We start from the raw sequence: 19,494 nt of genomic DNA on the forward strand, positions 1-19,494 counted from the left end.
CTCTAGTTTTGATAGCACATCAAACAATCATAAAATGAACAGCTATAGGATATTTTTTGCACTCATATTCGGAATTACTTTTGCTTACCCACAAAGCGTAAATAGCGTTACGGATATCTATGTTTGTCCTCCATGCGACTTACCTTGCGATACTAAAGAATATGATAATCCTGGCAAATGTGCTGCTTGCAATATGACTTTAATGAAAAAAGAAAAAGTAAAAACCATTGCATTTTATTTACAGGACCGAGTAGAGGTTTTAGATTTTGCCGGACCCATGGAAGTGTTATCCTATGCAGGTTTTAAGGTTTTTACGGTTTCCGCCACCAAAGCCCCTATAAAATCACAAGGGATATTGAGCGTTAATCCAGATTATAGTATTGAAAATGCACCAAAAGCGGATATTCTGGCATTTTTTGGTGGTAATGCTTCAGCAGCTTCACAGAATCCAAAAGTTATTGAATGGGTAAGAAAACAAGAAAATGTGGATTATTATTTTTCAGTTTGCACAGGAGCATTTGTTTTGGCCGAAGCAGGAATCTTGGATGGAAAAACTGCTACTACATTTCATAGGTCTTTGGATAACCTTCAAAATTCATATCCCAAAATTGATGTCAAGAAAAATGTGCGCTTTGTAGATAATGGTACAGTGATTACCACAGCGGGTATTTCGGCAGGTATCGATGGCGCACTTCATTTGGTTGCTAAACTCCAAGGATTAAAATCTGCAAAGAGAGTAGCCCATAATATGGAATATGACAATTGGAAACCAGGTGACGGGTTAATTTTATCCAATGACAGTCCTTATGAAGAAAAAACACCCATATCCTTTTTAAAAGAATTTGAGGGTATGTACGAATTTGAGGACGGTCAAATACAAATTGTGTTCAATACAGGCAAAGAAGACCTATACGCCATTATCAATGACACTCCCTATCCTATTTTTCATGAAGAAGGAAACGTTTTTTCAGACATCAATAGTGACCCTATCTACTTTGAAAGAAATGATTCAAATAAAGTCATTGGCTATTTACTTTCTGAAAATGGAAAACTTTTCAAAAAACTGACTAGTGAAAATTAGTAATCCTTTAGCATCCGAGTAAAAATCATCTACTTAAAGATATCCCTCGCAAGAAAAAATTTCAATACTATTTAAAAGACATCATCTGACTTTCTAGTGATGGTGTAAAATCAATCTAAATCTAACATATCACTCAATCAAACAGGTATTTAGCCAAGGCTACCCGAACAGTTTAAAATATTTTATGTAAATTTAACGTTAATTAATTGTAAATTAAATGTATTTAAAATTATGAGGCAACGTTTTTTACAATGGAAATGGCAATTTTTAGACAGATATTATGCACTCTGGAATTATGCAAAAGCGTATTCTAGAAAATGTAGAGTGGTTTATCACAATATGCGCAATATATAAAATGTCCTTACCTGACTATTTCCAAACAATCACTCTATTTGCTCAATAATCATTGAGGTTTTGCCTTCTACAACGAGTTCTTTGCCAAGCCCAACTTTCTGACTTGAAATTACTTCAAATCCACTATCAACTTCCTGTAACATTTCATCAAATCTGGATAAATCCAACATCACCGATTTTGGGTTGTTATTGATTATGGTCATGATTTTTTCGGATTCGGTATACCTAAAAAAGACATACACATTATCTTCCGGAACAAACTGCATGGTTTTCCCGTTATGGATAACCGATTTATCTTTTCTCCAATTGAACACCTTTTTGGTAAAGTTGAAATAGTCATTCTGTAAATCGGTACGACCTTCCTTGGTGAACGCATTGTTCTTGTCACCTTCCCAACCACCAGGGAAGTCCCTTCGAATATCGCCATCCCCAAAATCTTTTTTCCCTTTCATACCTATCTCACTACCATAATAAATCTGAGGTATGCCTCGAATTGTTGCTATCAGGGTCATAATAAGCTTATAATCTTCAATATCTGGATAAATCTCATTGATTCTGGGCGTATCGTGATTTTCGGCAAACACCAAGAGATTGTTAATACTGGGATAGAGAAAGTCATTGACCATATTATCATAGATTTTTATGACACCTTTGTCCCATCTGGATTCTTCTTCGCTAAAAACCTCCATCAATGCATCGTGCAAGGTGAAATCCATCATACTTGGACAATTGGAGTTATAACTTTGAAGTGCACCTATTTGACTATCCTTCTGCCAGTAAGCTATCTGTGCTTGATTATGCAACCAAACCTCCCCGACTATATTGAAGTTTGGATATTCTTCCATTATCGCCTTGGTCCATTTGGCAATACCTTTTTTATCATTATAGGAGTAGGTATCTACTCTAAAGCCATCAAGATTTGCAAACTCTGCCCACCAGATTGCATTCTGGGTAAGGTAATTCAATACCAATGGATTGCTCTGGTTTAAATCTGGCATGGACTCTACGAACCATCCATCCATGCACAGCTTGGCATCCGCGGCGGAAGCATTTGGGTCATATTGGGTTGTCATTCTGTAAGAGGTATTCCTGTATCCCGGCCATTGATGAATCCAATCATAAGTGGGAAGATCATCCATCATCCAATGTTCGGCTCCCCAGTGATTGGTCACGTAATCCATGATCAATTTCATATCACGTTTATGAAGTTCATTTCCTAAACGTTGATAGTCAGCATTGGTACCAAAGCGTGGATCAATTCGGTAATAATCACTTTGCGCATAGGTATGGTAGGAATATTTCTCATCATCATCTTCAAGCAAAGGTGTACTCCATATTGCAGTAGCCCCTAGCTCCTTGATATAATCAAGATGGTCTATAATTCCTTGAATATCCCCACCATGACGACCTCCTTCCAAGGCTCTATTGGCTTTTTCCTGCATTTCTTTATGGGAATCATTTGAAGGATTTCCATTGGCAAAGCGATCTGGCATAATCAGGTACATTACATCACTGGAATCAAACCCTTTTCGTAGGACAGAATCTTCCCTACGTGACTTTAACTCATAAGCATGCTTAAAAACAGTTTTCCCTTTTTTTGCAAGCTCAATATCAAAAGTTCCTGCCGGTAACCCTTTTGTGTCAATAGTAACAAAAACATAGTTAGGGTTCTCCGTCTTGATTACCCCTGTAATAGTAATATCTTTTGGAACATTAACATCGTAATCTGCGATATTCTTTCCATAAAGCATTAATTGTAATGAAGTATTGTTCATACCACTCCACCAAAAGGGCGGTTCAACTTTTTCAACTTGGGAAAATAACCCAGAGCTAATCAAAAAAAGAAGTAATAGGGTTGTAAATCTCATGGTGTCTTGCTTTAAAATTGAATGAATTTGGGTCAAAACTAGTACATGGAAAGTTACTAAACAATGACTTTCGTCGTATCTCTTTCTATCAACTCGGTATCAATAAGATAGGTTGAAAATTGGGTTTGATCTTCTTTTGAGTCAAGACTATCCAACAAGATTTTAGCTGCCATTTCACCCATCTGAATTCCATTTTGTTTGATTGTTGTAAGGCTGGGTCGTGAGTGCCTGGATAAAATCCCATCAGAAAAACTAATTACCGAAAGATCATCTGGAATCCCCAAGCTTCTCATTCTAGCAACATTCAACACGGTAATAGCATATATTTCGTTAACGGCAAAAACACCATCTATTTCGGGGAAAGCATCCAGTTTTCTTCTAATTTCTTCATCCAAGAAAATTTGGTAATCATCCATGCCTCCTCTATCATCAACCTTTACTATCAATTCTTCTCGAATTGGGATATCATGTTCACGCAAAACCTCCAAATATCCCTCTGTACGCAATTTACCAATATTGATGTAGTCCTGGGTAGTCAATAAAAGTATGTTATTACATCCGGTTCTTAACAAATGCTCAACAGCTGTTTTGGCCGCCTTTTTATCATCGATAATAACCTTGTCACATTCCAATCCTTTGGCAACCCTATCGAACATAACAATAGGTATTCCTTGGCTTATAGATTCACGAAAATGATGGTATTCTTGATGAAACAACGTATCTTTTGAGAGCGAAATAATAAAGCCATCAATACCACCGTCCACCATAAGGTCCATATTGATGATTTCTTTTTCCATAGACTCACTGGAGACACTTATAATTACATTGTATCCCCTGGAATTCGCCACTTTTTCAATACCACTTATCACCTTGGCGAAGAAGAAATGAACAATTTCCGGTATGATCAAACCAATGGTCTTGCTCTTATTGTTCTTTAGGTTAAGGGCGATACTGTTGGGCCTATAGTTGTACAATTTGGCAAAAGCCTGAATTTTATCTCTATTCTCCTGGCTTATCTCTTTGTTGTTATGAAGTGCCTTCGAAACTGTTGAAATAGATACCCCCAGTTCACTGGCAATTTTCTTCAAGGTCATTCTGGGTTTCATGAAAAATTATGGATTTAATAATTTAACCTAGGCATTATTTTCATACCAATTTTTATCCAAACGTTATTTTAACTATTCTTTAAATTGAAAGTTATCAACCAGAAAACGTTGTAAGTGAGCACAGGCAACGTCTGTCATGTTTTTTAAGATAAATTTTACATACTTTTCGATACATATTTCAAGGTATTTTAACATTTATTTATAAACTACAACTCAATGACTCTATGAAAATACTACAAAAGTTTCTTCTAGTACTCTTATTTGGTTTTCCCATAGGTGTTTTGGCTCAGATTTCTGTATCTGGTACGGTAATCGACCAAACAACTGGACTTCCCCTTCCTGGGGCAAGTGTGGTGATCAAGGGAACCTCAACAGGTACTACGACAGATTTTGATGGACTTTACCAGATTACCGCCAATACAGGTGACGTACTACAATTTTCTTACGTTGGTTTCAGTATTTTGGAACTGACCGTAGAAGGACCAACGCTGGATGCCGCCCTTTCGGAAGACACACAGATGTTGGATGAAATCGTGGTTATCGGTTACGGTACCACTACTAAGAAGGATGCAACCGGTGCCGTTGTCGGTGTAACCGAAAAAGAGCTTAACCAAGGTTTTATCGCATCACCGCAAGATTTATTAATTGGTAAAGCTGCGGGTGTAAATATTACCACCAACGGTGGTGCTCCAGGTAGCGGTAGCCAGATTCGTATAAGGGGTGGTTCCTCTTTGGATGCTAGCAATGACCCTTTGATCATTATTGATGGGGTGCCGCTGGATAGCCCAGGTCTAGATGAACAACGAAACTCGGGTTCCAGAAACGTTTTTGATTTCGTAAACCCAAACGATATTAGCTCGTTCTCTATTTTGAAAGATGCATCAGCCACTGCAATTTATGGATCAAGAGCATCGAATGGTGTTATCATCATTACCACTAAGAAAGGTAAAACGGGCGAGCTTAAATTCTCGCTTAATACTTCAGCTTCGGTAAACACGCTTAGCAATACGATAGAGGTTTTCAGCGCAGCGGATTATCGTGAAATCATAGCGGACCGTTTTCCTAATCGAGTAGCGGACTTAGGTTCTGCAAATACAAACTGGCAAGAACAAATTTTTGAAACAGCCTTGGGTTCTGATACTAATTTTAGCGTATCTGGTGGTATTATGGGAATTCCTTTTAGAGCTTCGGTCGGGTATACACAACAAGACGGTATCCTTAGGTCGGAAGCTCTTGAACGTACGACTGCATCTATAAATCTAACCCCACGACTTTTTGATGATAAGTTGAAAATAGAATTAAATGCAAGGGGAGCCTATACCGAAAATAACTTTGCAGATACTGGTGCTATAAATAGTGCCTTAGAGTTTGACCCAACTCAACCTGTGTTTGATTCTTCGCTACCAGCAGGTCTTTTTGACTACTATGAAGAGGATGGATCGGCTACCACGAATACCATAACAAACCCAGTGGCACAGTTGACACTTAGGGACAACCAAGCCATAGCAAGAAGATTCGTGGGTAATGCCAAGTTTGATTACAACTTGCATTTCTTCCCAGATATTACAGCCACATTGAATTTAGGTATTGACAAGTCTATAGGTGATGGTACCGACTTTCAACCACCTACCATATCCTCACAATTATTGGAAGGTGGTAGAACACGAAACTTTGAGCAAGATGAGGAAAACAAATTAATGGATTTGTACTTCAAATATGCCAAGAATCTGGATAAGATAGACTCACGCTTAGATCTTACCGCAGGTTACTCCTATCAAAATTTTTATGAAGACCGTATGAGTGTAGACTTAAGAGGTGATGGTATTGGAGGACCTTTGGTCATAAAAACAATTCTGGAGAGTAATATACAATCGTTTTTTGGTCGTTTTAACTACACGTTTAAAGACAAATACCTGCTTACCCTAACCTATAGAAGGGATGGTTCATCAAGATTTGGTGGGGACAATCGTTGGGGTAACTTCCCTGCAGCTGCCTTTGCTTGGAATGTAAGTGACGAAAATTTCTTAAAAGATTCCAAAACACTATCCAACTTAAAACTAAGATTGGGCTGGGGTATTACCGGGCAACAAGATGTATTGCAAGGAACGGACACACAACCTTATCTTCCACAATTCTCACCAAGTCAAAATGGAGCTTCAGGGCAATTGGGTGGTTTTGTGACCACTTTACGTGCACAACCGTTCGATGCAAACATAAAATGGGAAGAGACGACAACTTATAATGTTGGGTTGGATTATGGTCTGTTCAATGACCGAATCACAGGTGCCATAGAATTATATTACAGGGAAACAGAAGATTTACTAAGTACCGTAAACGTAGCGGCAGGTAGTAACCTCACCAACCGCCTACCAACAAACATAGGAAGTCTTACCAACAGGGGTGCAGAATTCTTCGTAAATGCTGCTGTATTCGAGACCGAAGACTTTTCTTGGAATCTTGGATTCAACCTTGCATACAATGAAAATGAAGTTGACCGCTTGTTCCAAACTGGAAACGAACCTGGAACTGGCATACCCGTTTCCGGAACATCGCTTATTGGAATTGGTGGAGATGATGGAGCGCAATGGCATATCGTTGGACAGCCCACCAGAAGTTACTTTGTTTTTGAACAAGTTTACGATGAGAATGGTATCCCCTTGGAAGGAGTCGTAAGAGATTTGAACAATGATGGGCAAATCAACGATTTGGACAGAAGAGCTTACAAACAATCAGCACCATTGGTCACGCTGGGACTGAACAGTAGGTTCAATTACAAACAATGGGACTTTAGCTTTTCCGCGCGTGCCAATTACGGAAATTATAATTACAATGGTATTGACCTTAATAGAGGAAATTTCAGAAACCTTAATATAGGACAAGACTTGAGGAACGTGGCAACTTCGGTTCTGCGCTCAAATTTTGAAGGAACCAGAGATGAGATAACCTTCTCTGACTATTATGTGCAGGATGCTTCATTCATACGCATGGACAATATGACATTAGGATACACTGTAGACAAACTATGGAAAGAAAACACTCGGATGCGAATATTCAGCACCCTACAGAATGTATTTGTCATAACGGACTATGATGGACTTGACCCAGAAATCACAAATGGTATAGATAACAATGTTTACCCTAGACCTTTTACGGTACAAGTTGGATTATCATTGGACTTTTAATAAAAAAACATGAAGAACATGAAAATCAATAATATATATCGATTATTTTTTATCCTTATCATGGCTACCGCTATAAATAGTTGTACCGATGATTTGGACAATATCAACACAATCAACATCAATTCTGAAAATGCTTTTGATGACCCAGCAAGTTATTTACAATTTTTATCCAAAATCTACGCTGGCCTATCGGTCACAGGCCAACAAGGACCTTCGGGCCAAGGAGATTTAATTGGTTTTGACGAAGGTAACTCGCAATACATGCGCACGTACTTCTATTTAAACGAAGTTACCGCAGATGCCGTAAAATGGCGGTATGATGATGCAGGCCTTGCTGAATTGTTGGTAAACGAATGGACTGCGGACAATGACGTAATCTCTGTTGTATACAATAGGTTAATTTTCCAGGTCACCCAAGCCAACGAATTTTTGAGACAGACCGAACAATCCGTTTTGGATAGCAGAAACGTTCCTGCAGATATTCAGACCGAAATAGGATTCTATCGTGCTGAAGCCAGATTCCTAAGAGCTTTAAGCTATTACCATGGATTGGAACTTTTTGGCGGAAACATTCCTTTTGTTACAGAAGAAAATCTACCCGGGGCCTTTTTTCCAGAGCAGACCAATGCGGTTGACCTATTCAATTACATTGAATCTGAATTAATTGAAATCGCAGATCTCTTGGTACCCGCGAGACAAAATGATTATGGCAGAGCGGATCAAGCTGCGGCATGGACCTTATTGGCGAGATTATACTTAAATGCGGAAGCGTATATTGATCAAAACAGATATAGTGACTGTATCAGTTTTTGTGAAAGAATAATAGGTGCCGGATATTCACTGGAACCCAATTACAACGAACTTTTCTTGGCTGACAATCACACGGCTGAAGGAATCATCTTTCCAGTGACGAATGACGGAATCGAGACACAATCCTTTGGATACATGTTTATTATGGTCAATGGCACCTTGGATGCAAATATCAATGCTTCAGGTGATTTTGGTGCCAATACTGGTGGATTTGCCGGACTAACTTGCAAGGAAAGTTTTGTTCGCTTATTTGAGTTTCCAGGTGATGATCCATTTCAGGATAGTCCAGACATAAGAGCCTCATTCTTTTTTAAGGATGGACATTCTCTAGAGTTGACCTCACCACCTACCGGAAGTGATTTTCAAGAAGGATTTGGTTACACAAAATTTAGAAACATAAGTTCAACCGGAGTTCCAGGACAGGACAACAGCTATCCAGATATCGATATGCCTTACTTCCGTCTGGCAGATGTATACCTTATGTACGCAGAAGCAGTGCTTAGAGGCGGCGGTGGAGATCAAAGTACAGCGTTAACATACGTAAACGAAATAAGACAAAGAGCGTATGGAGACACTTCTGGGAATGTAGCTTCTTTGGACCTTCAATTTATTCTTGATGAAAGAGGCAGGGAACTTGGATGGGAAGGTTACCGAAGAACAGATTTGGTTCGCTTTGGACAGTTTACGGGCAACACCTATTTATGGGACTGGAAAGGCGGATTGGAAAACGGTACATCCATACCGGCTCACTTTGATATTTTTCCACTACCAGCGGGAGATTTAAATGCAAACCCCAATCTAGACCAAAATCCAAATTATTAATCCTAAAAATTGTTTTTGATGATGAAATATTTAGCAAAATTTTTGACATTAGTTTTAGTTTTTTCCTTCATTGGATGTGATGATGACGATCCAACAATAATAGCATCCGCGGTTGCACCGCCAACCATTTCTTCCGAATTAAATGGAAGTACGGTTGTATTGACTGAAGCAACTTCAAATAATATTGCGGTTACCTTCACTTGGTCACCTGCAGATTTTGACGTTACTACTGTAGAAAATTATGAACTTTTGATGGGCATGGCCGGTAATGAATTTGCTACCCAACATAGCTTTGGGACTACAAGCAATACCTTTGTATCCATAACCGCTGGTGATTTTAACAATCTGCTAGCTGACCCTGATATCTTTAACCAAACGGTAATGAGAGATGCTGATGACAATATCATCCCTGCACAGATGGAAGCTAAAGTAGTAGCTTCACTTGGAAGTCTGGAAATGGAATCTGATGTTATTACGTTTAGCGTCGTACCTTTTGAATTGAGCGTACCACCACCATTAGAAGACTTTTTTGTAGTAGGAAGCTTTCTTGCAGCAGGTGGTTACGGGATTGATTGGAACGCACCCGATGGCGTACAGATTGTAGCAACCCAGGAAGATGAAGTGAATTTTGAAGGATTTGTGTATATGCCTGATGATGGTTCGCAATTTAAGTTCTTACCGACCAACGAGAATTTTGATGGCGATTATGGCGACACCGGTGACACTGATGGATCATTCTCTGGTACCTTAGAGCAAGATGGAGAGGTAAACTGTGGCACACCAGATGGTACGGGAGGCTATTATCTTATCCGCATGGACATAGAAGGCTTGACCTATTCTTTAGAAAAAACCTCTTGGGCAGTTACAGGAGAAGCTACGCCTAATGGATGGCCAGATGATGACAACGACCCTGTAGGAACGGCAGATCAGGATATGACTTACGACCCAGCGACCAAAACGTGGTTCATAGATGTAAACTTAGTACCTGGTGAGTTCAAGTTTAGGGCAAACGATGCTTGGGACCTAAATATTGGAGCAGATAATAATGGTGATGGTTCTTTGGACTTTGGTGGTGACAACTTTAGTATTGATGCTGGGGGAAGTTATAGAGTAGTACTAGATCTTAGCAATTCAAGACAGTACACCTATTCAGTAACACCAAATTAAGATTAAAATGAAAAATCCAATAAATTCTTTTTTTGGTTCTCGAACGCATATTTTTATTAAAGGGATTCTAACTGCATACTGTGTTTTATTGTTTTCATGTTCAGATTCGTTCGATCAACCTAATGGGTTGGTAGATGAAGCAGTAAACAATAATGAAGAGGTGTCAGAAGGTCAGGACTTAACGGCCTTCCTTAATGGAAATGGTGTTATGATGCAAGCGTTTTATTGGGATGTGGAACCACGTTTTGAATGGTGGGACCTTATTGCCGATAAAACAGATGAGTGGGCTGCCGCAGGTATTGACAGAATCTGGTTGCCCCCAGTATCTAAAGGACAAGCTGGCGAATTTTCTATGGGGTATGATCCATCCGATTATTACGACTTAGGCGAGTACTTTCAACATGGAACGCTAGAGACTAGGTTTGGTTCCCGTGAAGAGTTAGACAATCTCATTGCAAAAGCGCATGAGAACGATATCGAAGTAATTGCCGATATCGTTATGGGTCATAATAGCGGTGGTGGTCTGGAATACAATCCATACAGGGATAAGGATACCTATACACTTTTTAACGAAGAGAACGGAAATGCCTCTGGACTGTTCAATAGAAACTATGAGGATTTCCATCCAAATAGTGTTCGTGAAAGCGATGAAGAAGCACTATTTTTTGAAGAACAGGATTTATCCCATGTTCGGGAAAATGTACAAAACTGGTTATGGAAATTTGATAATTCCGTAGCCAAGTACTACAAAAACACCGTTGGTTTTGACGGCTGGCGTTTTGACTACGTAAAAAGTTTTAGCGCGGAATACGTAGACGCTTGGGTAAGCGAAGTTGGCGGATGGTCCGTAGGGGAATTTTTCGATGGAAATGCCAACTTGGTAAGAGAATGGGTCGCAGCAGCGGGAGTGAACGCATTCGATTTTCCATGCCTTTTCCAAATGCGGGATGCCTTCAGCCAAAACGATCTTACCATTTTACAAAATGGCGATATGCTTTGGAAAACGAATCCGGAAGATGCGGTAACATTCGTAGCCAATCACGACACGGATAGGGAGCCAGTTATAGAAGAAGAATACAAACTTTACGCATATTCTTACATTCTTACCCATCCAGGGTATCCTACAATTTTTTATCTGGATTATGAGAATGAGGAATTCAAGCAGAAACTACAACAACTTATCTTGATAAACCGTAGTATCGCCACAGGCGATGTTGAGGTACTTTATGCAGATGAAGATGAGTATATAGCATCAAGAAAAGGAAACGGTGACAATCCTGGACTGGTATTGTACATTAATACAAATGGACTTGAATTGAACAGGCAGGTCCCAACACATTGGCTTGATACTGAATTGCATGATTACACAGGAGGTGTTACGACCTCTGTATCGGTTGATATCGATGGTGTGGCTACCTTAAAAGCCCCAGCAAACGGTTATGCCGTCTGGTCTATAAAATAAGTTTGAGTTAGCTTAGGAGTGGAACGTACTTGTCCTTATTTTAAGGGCAAGTACACTACTTTTTTTGTTTCAAAGAAATCCTCTTTAAAATACTCGTTCAAATCAAAAACCTGTACGGTTCGGTAATCCTTTAACTCTTCGGTCAAATCCCCACCCTTTAAATAAAGGATCCCGTTTTTCCGTTCATGGGCAGACTCTTTTTTTATCTTCCCTTTTGTCCAACGTACAAAAGTTGGCATGGCCGCAACCGCCCTGCTCACAATAAAATCGAACTTACCGTCCAAATCCTCGACCCGTGTGTGGATTGCCGTAACATTTTTAAGTTGGAGACCATCTATAACCTCCTGTACTACTTTTATTTTTTTCCCTATGGCATCTACTAGCGTAAATTGGGTTTCGGGAAATAGAATCGCCAAAGGAATTCCCGGAAAACCTCCCCCGGTACCTACATCCAAAACTGAAGCACCTTCGTTAAACTGTTGAATTTTTGCGATACCCAAGGAATGCAATACATGCCGTAGATACAATTCATCAATATCTTTTCTTGATACTACATTTATTTTTTTGTTCCAATCTTGATATAAAGCCTCTAAACCAATTAAATGCTCTTTTTGGACATTGGTGAGGCTCGTAAAATAATTGAAGACCAAATCTACATTCATGTACAAGTTGTTAATTTCAACAAAATTAATACTTTTAGTGACCTTAACATCGTTTTCAGGGTAAGGAGACCAACTTGAGAAATGTATTTAACTACCTTTGTAAAAAATTAAAATATGGAAAAGGATACCATCCGATTTTCAAGAAAAGATTCAGCACAATTTTTTAGAACACTTAACAAGAGAGTAAACCAGTATTTTAGTGATAATAAGATAAAGAAAACAGGAAATTGGAAACTTCACCTTAAAACTATCGTGATGTTCGCCGTTTTCTTAGCTCCATACTTCTTAATGTTGACCTTGAACCTTCCTTTTTGGGGTTATTTATTATTGTCCATCACTATGGGCGTAGGTATGGCCGGTGTTGGAATGAATGTAATGCACGATGGCAATCACGGGTCATATTCCAACAAAAAATGGGTCAACAAATTAATGGGAGGCAGTATTTATATTTTGGCGGGCAATGTCTACAACTGGCAGGTGCAGCATAACGTACTGCACCATACGTACACGAATATCCATGAACATGACGAAGACATGGAAGCGGGTAGAATACTGCGTTTCTCCAAGCATGCAGAATGGCAAAAACACCATAAATTCCAGCACTTTTATTCCATATTCCTTTATGGGCTATTGACCTTTAATTGGGCCATCACAACCGATTTTCAACAAATGTATCGGTATATGAAAAGAAAGCTATCCTACGGAAAACTTCCCAACCCGGTTATAAATTGGAGTACGCTGGTTATTACAAAAGTAATTTACATTACCGTTTGGATCGTACTGCCACTCATATTTGTAGATATTGCTTGGTGGCAAGTATTACTTGGGTTTTTCATTATGCATTATGTTGCTGGTGTCATATTGAGTGTTGTATTTCAGTTGGCACATATTGTTGACCATGCAGAGACTCCCCTACCTGATGAACACGGAACCATGAAAAATACGTGGGCCATTCATCAATTGGCAACAACGGTAAATTTTGGCACTAAAAATAGGATTGTGAATTGGTTCACAGGTGGTTTGAACCATCAAGTAGAGCATCATATTTTCCCTAATATCAGTCATATTCACTATACCAATATTTCCAAGATTGTAAAGCAGACTGCCAAGGAGTTTAATTTGCCGTACCACGAGTACAAAACTACCAGAAAGGCCATCATTTCACACTTCAAACATTTAAAGGAACTAGGCAAAAACCCAGCACTACAATACCAATAAAACAGCAAAACCAATGAGCGACCAACTTTCTGAAAGAATAAATAACCTTGTTCCTTCAGCAACCCTTGAAATGGCTGCAAAAGCCAGAGAACTTAGAGCATCTGGAAAAGATATTATTGGCCTAAGTCTAGGCGAGCCTGACTTTAATACTCCTGATTATATAAAGGACGCTGCAATACAAGCCGTAAAAGATGGTTACAACTCTTACACTCCCGTAGATGGTTATGTGGAGTTGAAGGATGCCATTATCACAAAGTTCAAAAGAGATAATGGTCTAAATTATGAACGCGCACAAATCGTTGTTTCCACTGGCGCAAAGCAAGCGCTGTACAATGTAGCACAGGCCTGCTTAAATCAAGGGGATGAAGTAATTTTGCCCTGTCCATACTGGGTAAGCTACAGCGATATCGTTAAACTTTCCGACGGTGTTCCCATTGAAGTTAAAACGTCCATCGACAATAACTTTAAAATGACACCTGAGCAATTGGAGGCGGCAATCACACCAAAAACCAAAATGCTGTGGTACAGTTCACCATGCAACCCAAGCGGCTCTATCTATAGCAAAGAAGAATTGAGAGGTTTGGCCGATGTCCTGAAAAAATATCCTAAAATTATAGTGGTCAGTGATGAGATCTATGAGCACATCAATTACGGTGTAACTACACATGCATCTATGGCTGCTTTTGAAGATATGTACGACCGTACCGTTACCATAAATGGTGTTGCAAAAGCTTTCGCGATGACCGGATGGCGAATAGGTTATATTGGAGCTCCCAGCTATATAGCAAGAGCATGTAACAAGTTACAAGGTCAAGTTACAAGCGGTGCCAATTGTATTGCGCAACGTGCCGTAATCACTGCGCTATTGGAATCTCCAAGTCGTGTTCAATATATGGTGGATGAGTTTAAAAATCGCAGAAAACTTATTTTAGAATTGTTGAACAATATAGACGGTTTTAAATGCAATGAACCGGAAGGTGCTTTTTACGTTTACCCCGATGTTACCGCTTTCTTTGGAAAAACATTTAATGGCAAAACAATAAACAATGCATCTGACTTTGCCATGTATTTATTGGAAGAAGCCAATGTAGCAACGGTCACCGGTGATGCCTTTGGTAATGGCAACAGTATTCGTATTTCCTATGCAGCAAGCGAAGAACATATTAGGGAAGCTATTTCTAGAATTTCCGATTCAGTAGAATAAGATTATAAAAAAGTAGAATACCCTTCAGTTAAGTTTTAATTGAAGGGTTATTTTTTTACACCTTTTTCCAAAAGTATGGTGTTAAAATAATTAGTACGGTAAAAAGTTCCAACCTACCTAGCAGCATTAAAAATCCACACCACCATTTACCGGCATCGGGCAGACTGTTATAATTACTTACCGGGTTTAAGGTCCCCAAAGCTGGGCCTACATTGCCCAAGGAAGAGGCAGAGCCTCCTATTGCAGATACAAAATCCAGACCCATAGAACCTAATATTAAAGACCCAATGATAAAAAGTAACATGTAGAGTACAAAAAATGCAATAATGTTGTACACAATATGTTCCGAAACTGTCTTCTCATTATAACGTACAGGTATAATTGCGTTCGTGTGGAGGGTTCTCTTGAACTCCAAGAGGCCATTTTTTATAATCAGTAAATGTCGCATCACTTTTATCCCACCTGCAGTGGAACCCGCGGAACCTCCCAAAAACATTAATCCAAAGAAAAAAATGGTTAAAAAAGGTGTCCAACTGGTAAAATCAGCCGTAACAAATCCTGTGGTCGTAACTACCGCAATAACTTGAAAAAGCGCATGCCTAAATGCACTTTCTGCTGGCCCAAAAACCATCGGATGAAAATCAGATACCGGAACATTGGCCTTAAAATATACAACCACGGCAGCAATAATCGTGAATAATATGATAAAACCGGCATAGTACTTAAACTCTTCATCCTTGATGATTCGCTGTACTTTTCCCGTGAAGGCAAAATAACTAAGGACAAAATTACTTCCTGCCAAGAACATAAATAAGATTGTTATGTACTGGACCATAGGTTGATCGTTCCAATAAGCCAAACTGGTATTTTTTGTAGAAAACCCACCAGTGGACAGTGTGGCCAATGAGTGGTTTATAGCATCAAAAAAGGACATACCGGCCAACTTTAACAGAATAGTTTCGGCTACGGTGTACCCAAAATAAATAAGCCATAACCGTTTTGCAGTATCTGTAATTCTTGGGTGCAATTTATCCCCTCCAGGTCCTGGCGCTTCAGCAGAAAACAACTGCATACCTCCAATTCCTAAAAGCGGGAGAATGGCGATGGCCAAAACGATAATACCCATTCCCCCGATCCAATGGGTAAGGCTTCGCCATAAAAGAATGCCCTCTGGCATGGCCTCAATATCATCTAATATGGATGCCCCTGTTGTAGTATAACCAGATATAGTTTCAAAAAATGCATCGGTTACCGAAGGAATGGTACCTGAAAAAAGATAAGGTAACGCTCCAGAAATGGACATAATTATCCATCCAAAAGTCACTACGATATACCCTTCTTTTCGCTTGACCTCTTTTTTATGGTCTCTGGTATAGAACATGGCCATGACGCCAACTAGCATAGTCACTACCGCAGCAAGAGTAATGTCCAATGTTGCACCGTCTTTATAAATGCCACTTACAAAAGCCGCCAATAACATAAAGGAGCCATTGCAAAGCATCAACAACCCCATAATATGAACAATAATTCGGGTATTAAGTCGCATTATAAGAATAGCTTTTCGATACGTGGAATGGCTTTTGGAAGACAGCAGACAACCACGCGATCACCTTTCATAATTTTAAAATCACCTAGTGCAATAATTCCTTTTCCATCCCTAATTACACCGCCAATGCTTGCTTCCCTAGGAAAATCAAGTTCACGGATAATCTCTCCGTTCACCAAGGAGGTAGCATTAACTTCGAACTCTAGTATCTCTGCATTCAGATTACTTAATCGTGTCAATGCCAGTACCTGACCTCTTCTTATGTATCTAAATATATTATTTGCGGCCAGTAGTTTTTTATTAATAAGTGTATCAACCCCAATAGAGTGGGAAAGTTGAAAATAGTCCATATTCTCCACTAACGCTATGGTCTTTTTTATATTCTTGGATTTAGCTACAAGACAGGACATGATATTGGTTTCGGAATTTCCCGTAACTGCTATAAAGGCATCCATGGACTCTAAACTTTCTTCTTCCAAAAGCTCAACATTTCGTCCATCACCGTTAATGACCAAAGCGTATGGAAGCTCATCTGCTATATCGAATGCTTTCTCTTTATTCTTTTCTATGAGTTTGACGTTGAATTTTTTACTGCAAAGGTCACGGGCCGTTTTGAAACCTACCTTACTCCCACCAAGGATCATGACATTCTTGATATCCTTCTTTTCCATCCCCGTAAGCTTGTAGAGTTCATCCACACCTCCTGCCGAGGTGATAAAATACACTTGATCTCCTTCTTTAAAAACGGTATCTCCCCTTGGAATTAAGGTATACTGAGTCCCCATTCGCTGCAATGCTATGGGCATAAAATGAAGCTCGGGAAAAATTTTGGCAGCTTCTTTTACCATTTTGCCAACAAACGGTGCCGATTTTGGCAAGAATACCCCAACCATGGTCAATAGACCATTCTCAAATTCATAAGTATCATTAAAAGCAGACTGGTTCAACAATAGTTGTATTTCTGTTGCTGCCAATTCTTCAGGAGAAATCAACTCATCTATACCCAATTCATCAAACTTAATGAGTTCCCGGTTATCCATGAATTCGGTATTGGAAATTCTGGCGATGGTTTTTTTACTTCCCAACTGTTTTGCCAACAAACATAGCGTTAGATTGGTCGTTTCGGACGCTGTAACACCAATGACCAAACTAGAGGTCTCCACCTTGGCATCGCGCAAGACCTCAATAGAGGTTGCATCTCCTCGCAATACCTTTATATCCAAATGATTGTCCGCATAGGAAAGACTTTCCTTATCGGTATCTATCAAAGTAATCTCTTGCGCTTCATACGACAGAAGCTTCGCCAAATGAAAACCTACCTCACCTGCTCCAGCAATTATAATCTTCATTGATTAAAATAAGATGTTTCTAAATAAATTCAATTTGTAGTGTTCAGATGGTACAAAAGAATAGTGACCTTGTCCTAAAAGACGAATACATAGCATAATACGGAAAAGCTTTCCTGTGATATTTGGTAAAATTACATAATTATTTTTGTACATCTCCAATATACCTAAGTTGTATATTTGCCAGCAAATTAAGTGCATGTCCGAAAAAGTTACGCCCTATAAAGATTCTGAGCTTGGAAAGAAGGAACAGGTAAAGAAGATGTTCGATGCTATTTCCAAAAATTATGATGGCCTTAATCGAGTAATATCTTTGGGGATTGACCTTAAATGGAGAAAACGGGTAGTAGCCATTTTGAAAGATAAAGCTCCAAAGACTATTTTGGACATTGCAACAGGAACCGGTGATTTGGCAATCGCCATGAAAGCTACGGGTGCCGAAAGAATAGTCGGTTTGGATATTTCTCCCGGAATGTTGGAAGTAGGCAAGCATAAGGTAGCGAAAAAAAAGCTTAAGGACATTGTGGAAATGGTGGTCGGTGACAGTGAAAACCTTTCTTTTGAAGATAACTCGTTTGATGCCGTTACGGTAGCTTTTGGGGTACGCAATTTTGAAAATCTTGAACGGGGATTGTCAGAAATCTATAGAGTATTAAAACCTGAAGGTAGTTTGGTCATTCTAGAAACCTCTGTTCCAACGAGAACTCCCTTTAAGCAAGGATATGGTCTCTACTCAAAATATATCCTTACGGGCATAGGAAGACTCTTCTCTAGGGATAGGTCCGCTTATGACTATTTGAGCGAATCAGCATCTGTTTTCCCTCATGGACAAGAGTTCAACAATATTTTGGCTAAAATTGGGTTTATAGGTATAGAGAACAGACCCCAGACATTTGGGGTGGCATCTATATATGTCGCTACAAAATAATTTGATGAAAAACGTCCTCATTCTATTAGGCCTACTTGTATTAATGTGCAACAATGCCAACGCACAATTTAATAAAGACCCCATTCTTAATCTTCAAAACGAAGATTTAAAATTTCTAAACTGGGGGTACTATTTAGGTTTCAATCAGTATGATTTTCAATTTGAATTCCAGAACGACATAGGCCAAGATGTTTTGGTCGATAAAAGTCTTGGATTTAATGTTGGACTAATCGGTGAAATGCGAATAAATGAGTTTTTAGATGTCCGTTTTGAACCAGGCCTACTTTACACTGGCAGAAACTTGGGTTTTCCCGGATTCACTTCCGAAGCAGATGCAATTCGTGAAGTTAAATCCACCTATATTAGATTTCCATTGCTATTAAAGGTCAGTGCAAAGCGATTTGGGAACTGGAAACCTTTTGTGATTGGTGGTGTTTACACCTCAATGAACCTGGGAAGCAAAGAGGATAGTTTAGATGATAATAGCAGTGGTGAATTTAGAATGAAGCAAAATGTATACGGATACGAACTTGGTTTTGGAATCGATATTTATACTGAGTATTTTAAATTTTCACCGTCCATACGCGGAGTATTTGCACTTTCAGATGAACTTGTGCCGGACAATGACCCCAACAGTCCGTGGACAGGAAACATAGATGCCATGCGCACTCGAGGCATCTTCATCAATTTCACGTTCGAGTAATCCCAATAATAAAGTGGCAATCACTCTTATGTTTT

14 protein-coding genes are annotated in these 19,494 nt (G+C 39.3%); 9 read left to right on the forward strand and 5 right to left on the reverse strand.

Features of this window, described 5'->3' with window-relative positions; genetic code table 11:
• The first annotated feature begins 34 nt into the window (after positions 1-34).
• Complete coding sequence (locus tag KIM67_RS17580) at positions 35-1,081, forward strand: DJ-1/PfpI family protein (RefSeq protein WP_213832866.1); 1,047 nt, start codon at positions 35-37, stop codon at positions 1,079-1,081.
• A gap of 383 nt (positions 1,082-1,464) precedes the next feature.
• Here KIM67_RS17580 and KIM67_RS17585 read toward each other — a convergent pair whose 3' ends face one another.
• Both KIM67_RS17585 and KIM67_RS17590 read right to left on the reverse strand, forming a co-directional pair.
• Positions 1,465-3,303: a glycoside hydrolase family 13 protein gene (locus KIM67_RS17585; protein ID WP_213832867.1), complete on the reverse strand. Its 1,839-nt coding sequence runs from the start codon at positions 3,301-3,303 to the stop codon at positions 1,465-1,467.
• Positions 3,304-3,359: 56 nt separating this feature from the next.
• Entirely contained in the window at positions 3,360-4,409 is a 1,050-nt protein-coding gene (locus KIM67_RS17590) for a LacI family DNA-binding transcriptional regulator (protein WP_213832868.1), read from the reverse strand.
• Between the two features lie 224 nt (positions 4,410-4,633).
• Between KIM67_RS17590 and KIM67_RS17595 the strand changes: the two genes are divergently transcribed.
• From KIM67_RS17595 to KIM67_RS17610, 4 genes are read left to right on the forward strand one after another with little or no spacing between them, the layout of a single operon-like run.
• Positions 4,634-7,591: a SusC/RagA family TonB-linked outer membrane protein gene (locus KIM67_RS17595; protein ID WP_213832869.1), complete on the forward strand. Its 2,958-nt coding sequence runs from the start codon at positions 4,634-4,636 to the stop codon at positions 7,589-7,591.
• Between the two features lie 18 nt (positions 7,592-7,609).
• Positions 7,610-9,223 carry a RagB/SusD family nutrient uptake outer membrane protein gene (locus tag KIM67_RS17600; RefSeq protein WP_213832870.1) on the forward strand — a complete coding sequence of 538 codons (1,614 nt, stop codon included), beginning with the start codon at positions 7,610-7,612 and terminating at the stop codon, positions 9,221-9,223.
• Positions 9,224-9,241: 18 nt separating this feature from the next.
• The gene (locus KIM67_RS17605; RefSeq protein WP_213832871.1) at positions 9,242-10,390 is read left to right on the forward strand and encodes a SusE domain-containing protein; all 1,149 of its coding nucleotides are present in this window, start codon (positions 9,242-9,244) and stop codon (positions 10,388-10,390) included.
• Between the two features lie 7 nt (positions 10,391-10,397).
• Complete coding sequence (locus KIM67_RS17610) at positions 10,398-11,852, forward strand: alpha-amylase (RefSeq protein ID WP_213832872.1); 1,455 nt, start codon at positions 10,398-10,400, stop codon at positions 11,850-11,852.
• 35 nt (positions 11,853-11,887) lie between these two features.
• Here the strand turns inward: KIM67_RS17610 and rsmG are convergent, their stop codons facing one another.
• A complete protein-coding gene (gene rsmG, locus KIM67_RS17615) occupies positions 11,888-12,514 on the reverse strand; it encodes a 16S rRNA (guanine(527)-N(7))-methyltransferase RsmG (protein ID WP_213832873.1) in 627 nt (208 codons plus the stop codon).
• Between the two features lie 114 nt (positions 12,515-12,628).
• On the opposite strand from rsmG, the gene KIM67_RS17620 reads away from it, so the two are divergent.
• Together KIM67_RS17620 and KIM67_RS17625 are read left to right on the forward strand one after the other, a co-directional pair.
• A complete protein-coding gene (locus KIM67_RS17620) occupies positions 12,629-13,732 on the forward strand; it encodes an acyl-CoA desaturase (RefSeq protein ID WP_213832874.1) in 1,104 nt (367 codons plus the stop codon).
• Between the two features lie 13 nt (positions 13,733-13,745).
• Positions 13,746-14,936: a pyridoxal phosphate-dependent aminotransferase gene (locus KIM67_RS17625; protein ID WP_213832875.1), complete on the forward strand. Its 1,191-nt coding sequence runs from the start codon at positions 13,746-13,748 to the stop codon at positions 14,934-14,936.
• 55 nt (positions 14,937-14,991) lie between these two features.
• Here KIM67_RS17625 and KIM67_RS17630 read toward each other — a convergent pair whose 3' ends face one another.
• Both KIM67_RS17630 and trkA read right to left on the reverse strand, forming a co-directional pair.
• On the reverse strand, positions 14,992-16,482 hold the full coding sequence (locus KIM67_RS17630) for a TrkH family potassium uptake protein (RefSeq protein ID WP_213832876.1): 1,491 nt from the start codon (positions 16,480-16,482) through the stop codon (positions 14,992-14,994).
• A complete protein-coding gene (gene trkA / locus KIM67_RS17635; RefSeq protein ID WP_213832877.1) occupies positions 16,482-17,831 on the reverse strand; it encodes a Trk system potassium transporter TrkA in 1,350 nt (449 codons plus the stop codon). The genes KIM67_RS17630 and trkA overlap by 1 nt, the downstream gene beginning before the upstream one ends.
• A 196-nt stretch (positions 17,832-18,027) precedes the next feature.
• Here trkA and ubiE point away from each other — a divergent pair, with 196 nt between their 5' ends.
• Both ubiE and KIM67_RS17645 read left to right on the forward strand, forming a co-directional pair.
• Positions 18,028-18,756: a bifunctional demethylmenaquinone methyltransferase/2-methoxy-6-polyprenyl-1,4-benzoquinol methylase UbiE gene (gene ubiE, locus KIM67_RS17640; protein WP_213832878.1), complete on the forward strand. Its 729-nt coding sequence runs from the start codon at positions 18,028-18,030 to the stop codon at positions 18,754-18,756.
• Positions 18,757-18,760: 4 nt separating this feature from the next.
• Entirely contained in the window at positions 18,761-19,459 is a 699-nt protein-coding gene (locus KIM67_RS17645) for a porin family protein (RefSeq protein ID WP_213832879.1), read from the forward strand.
• Positions 19,460-19,494: the final 35 nt, after the last annotated feature.

The organism is Flagellimonas sp. 389 (assembly GCF_018449435.1).
Taxonomy (GTDB): Bacteria; Bacteroidota; Bacteroidia; order Flavobacteriales; family Flavobacteriaceae; genus Flagellimonas.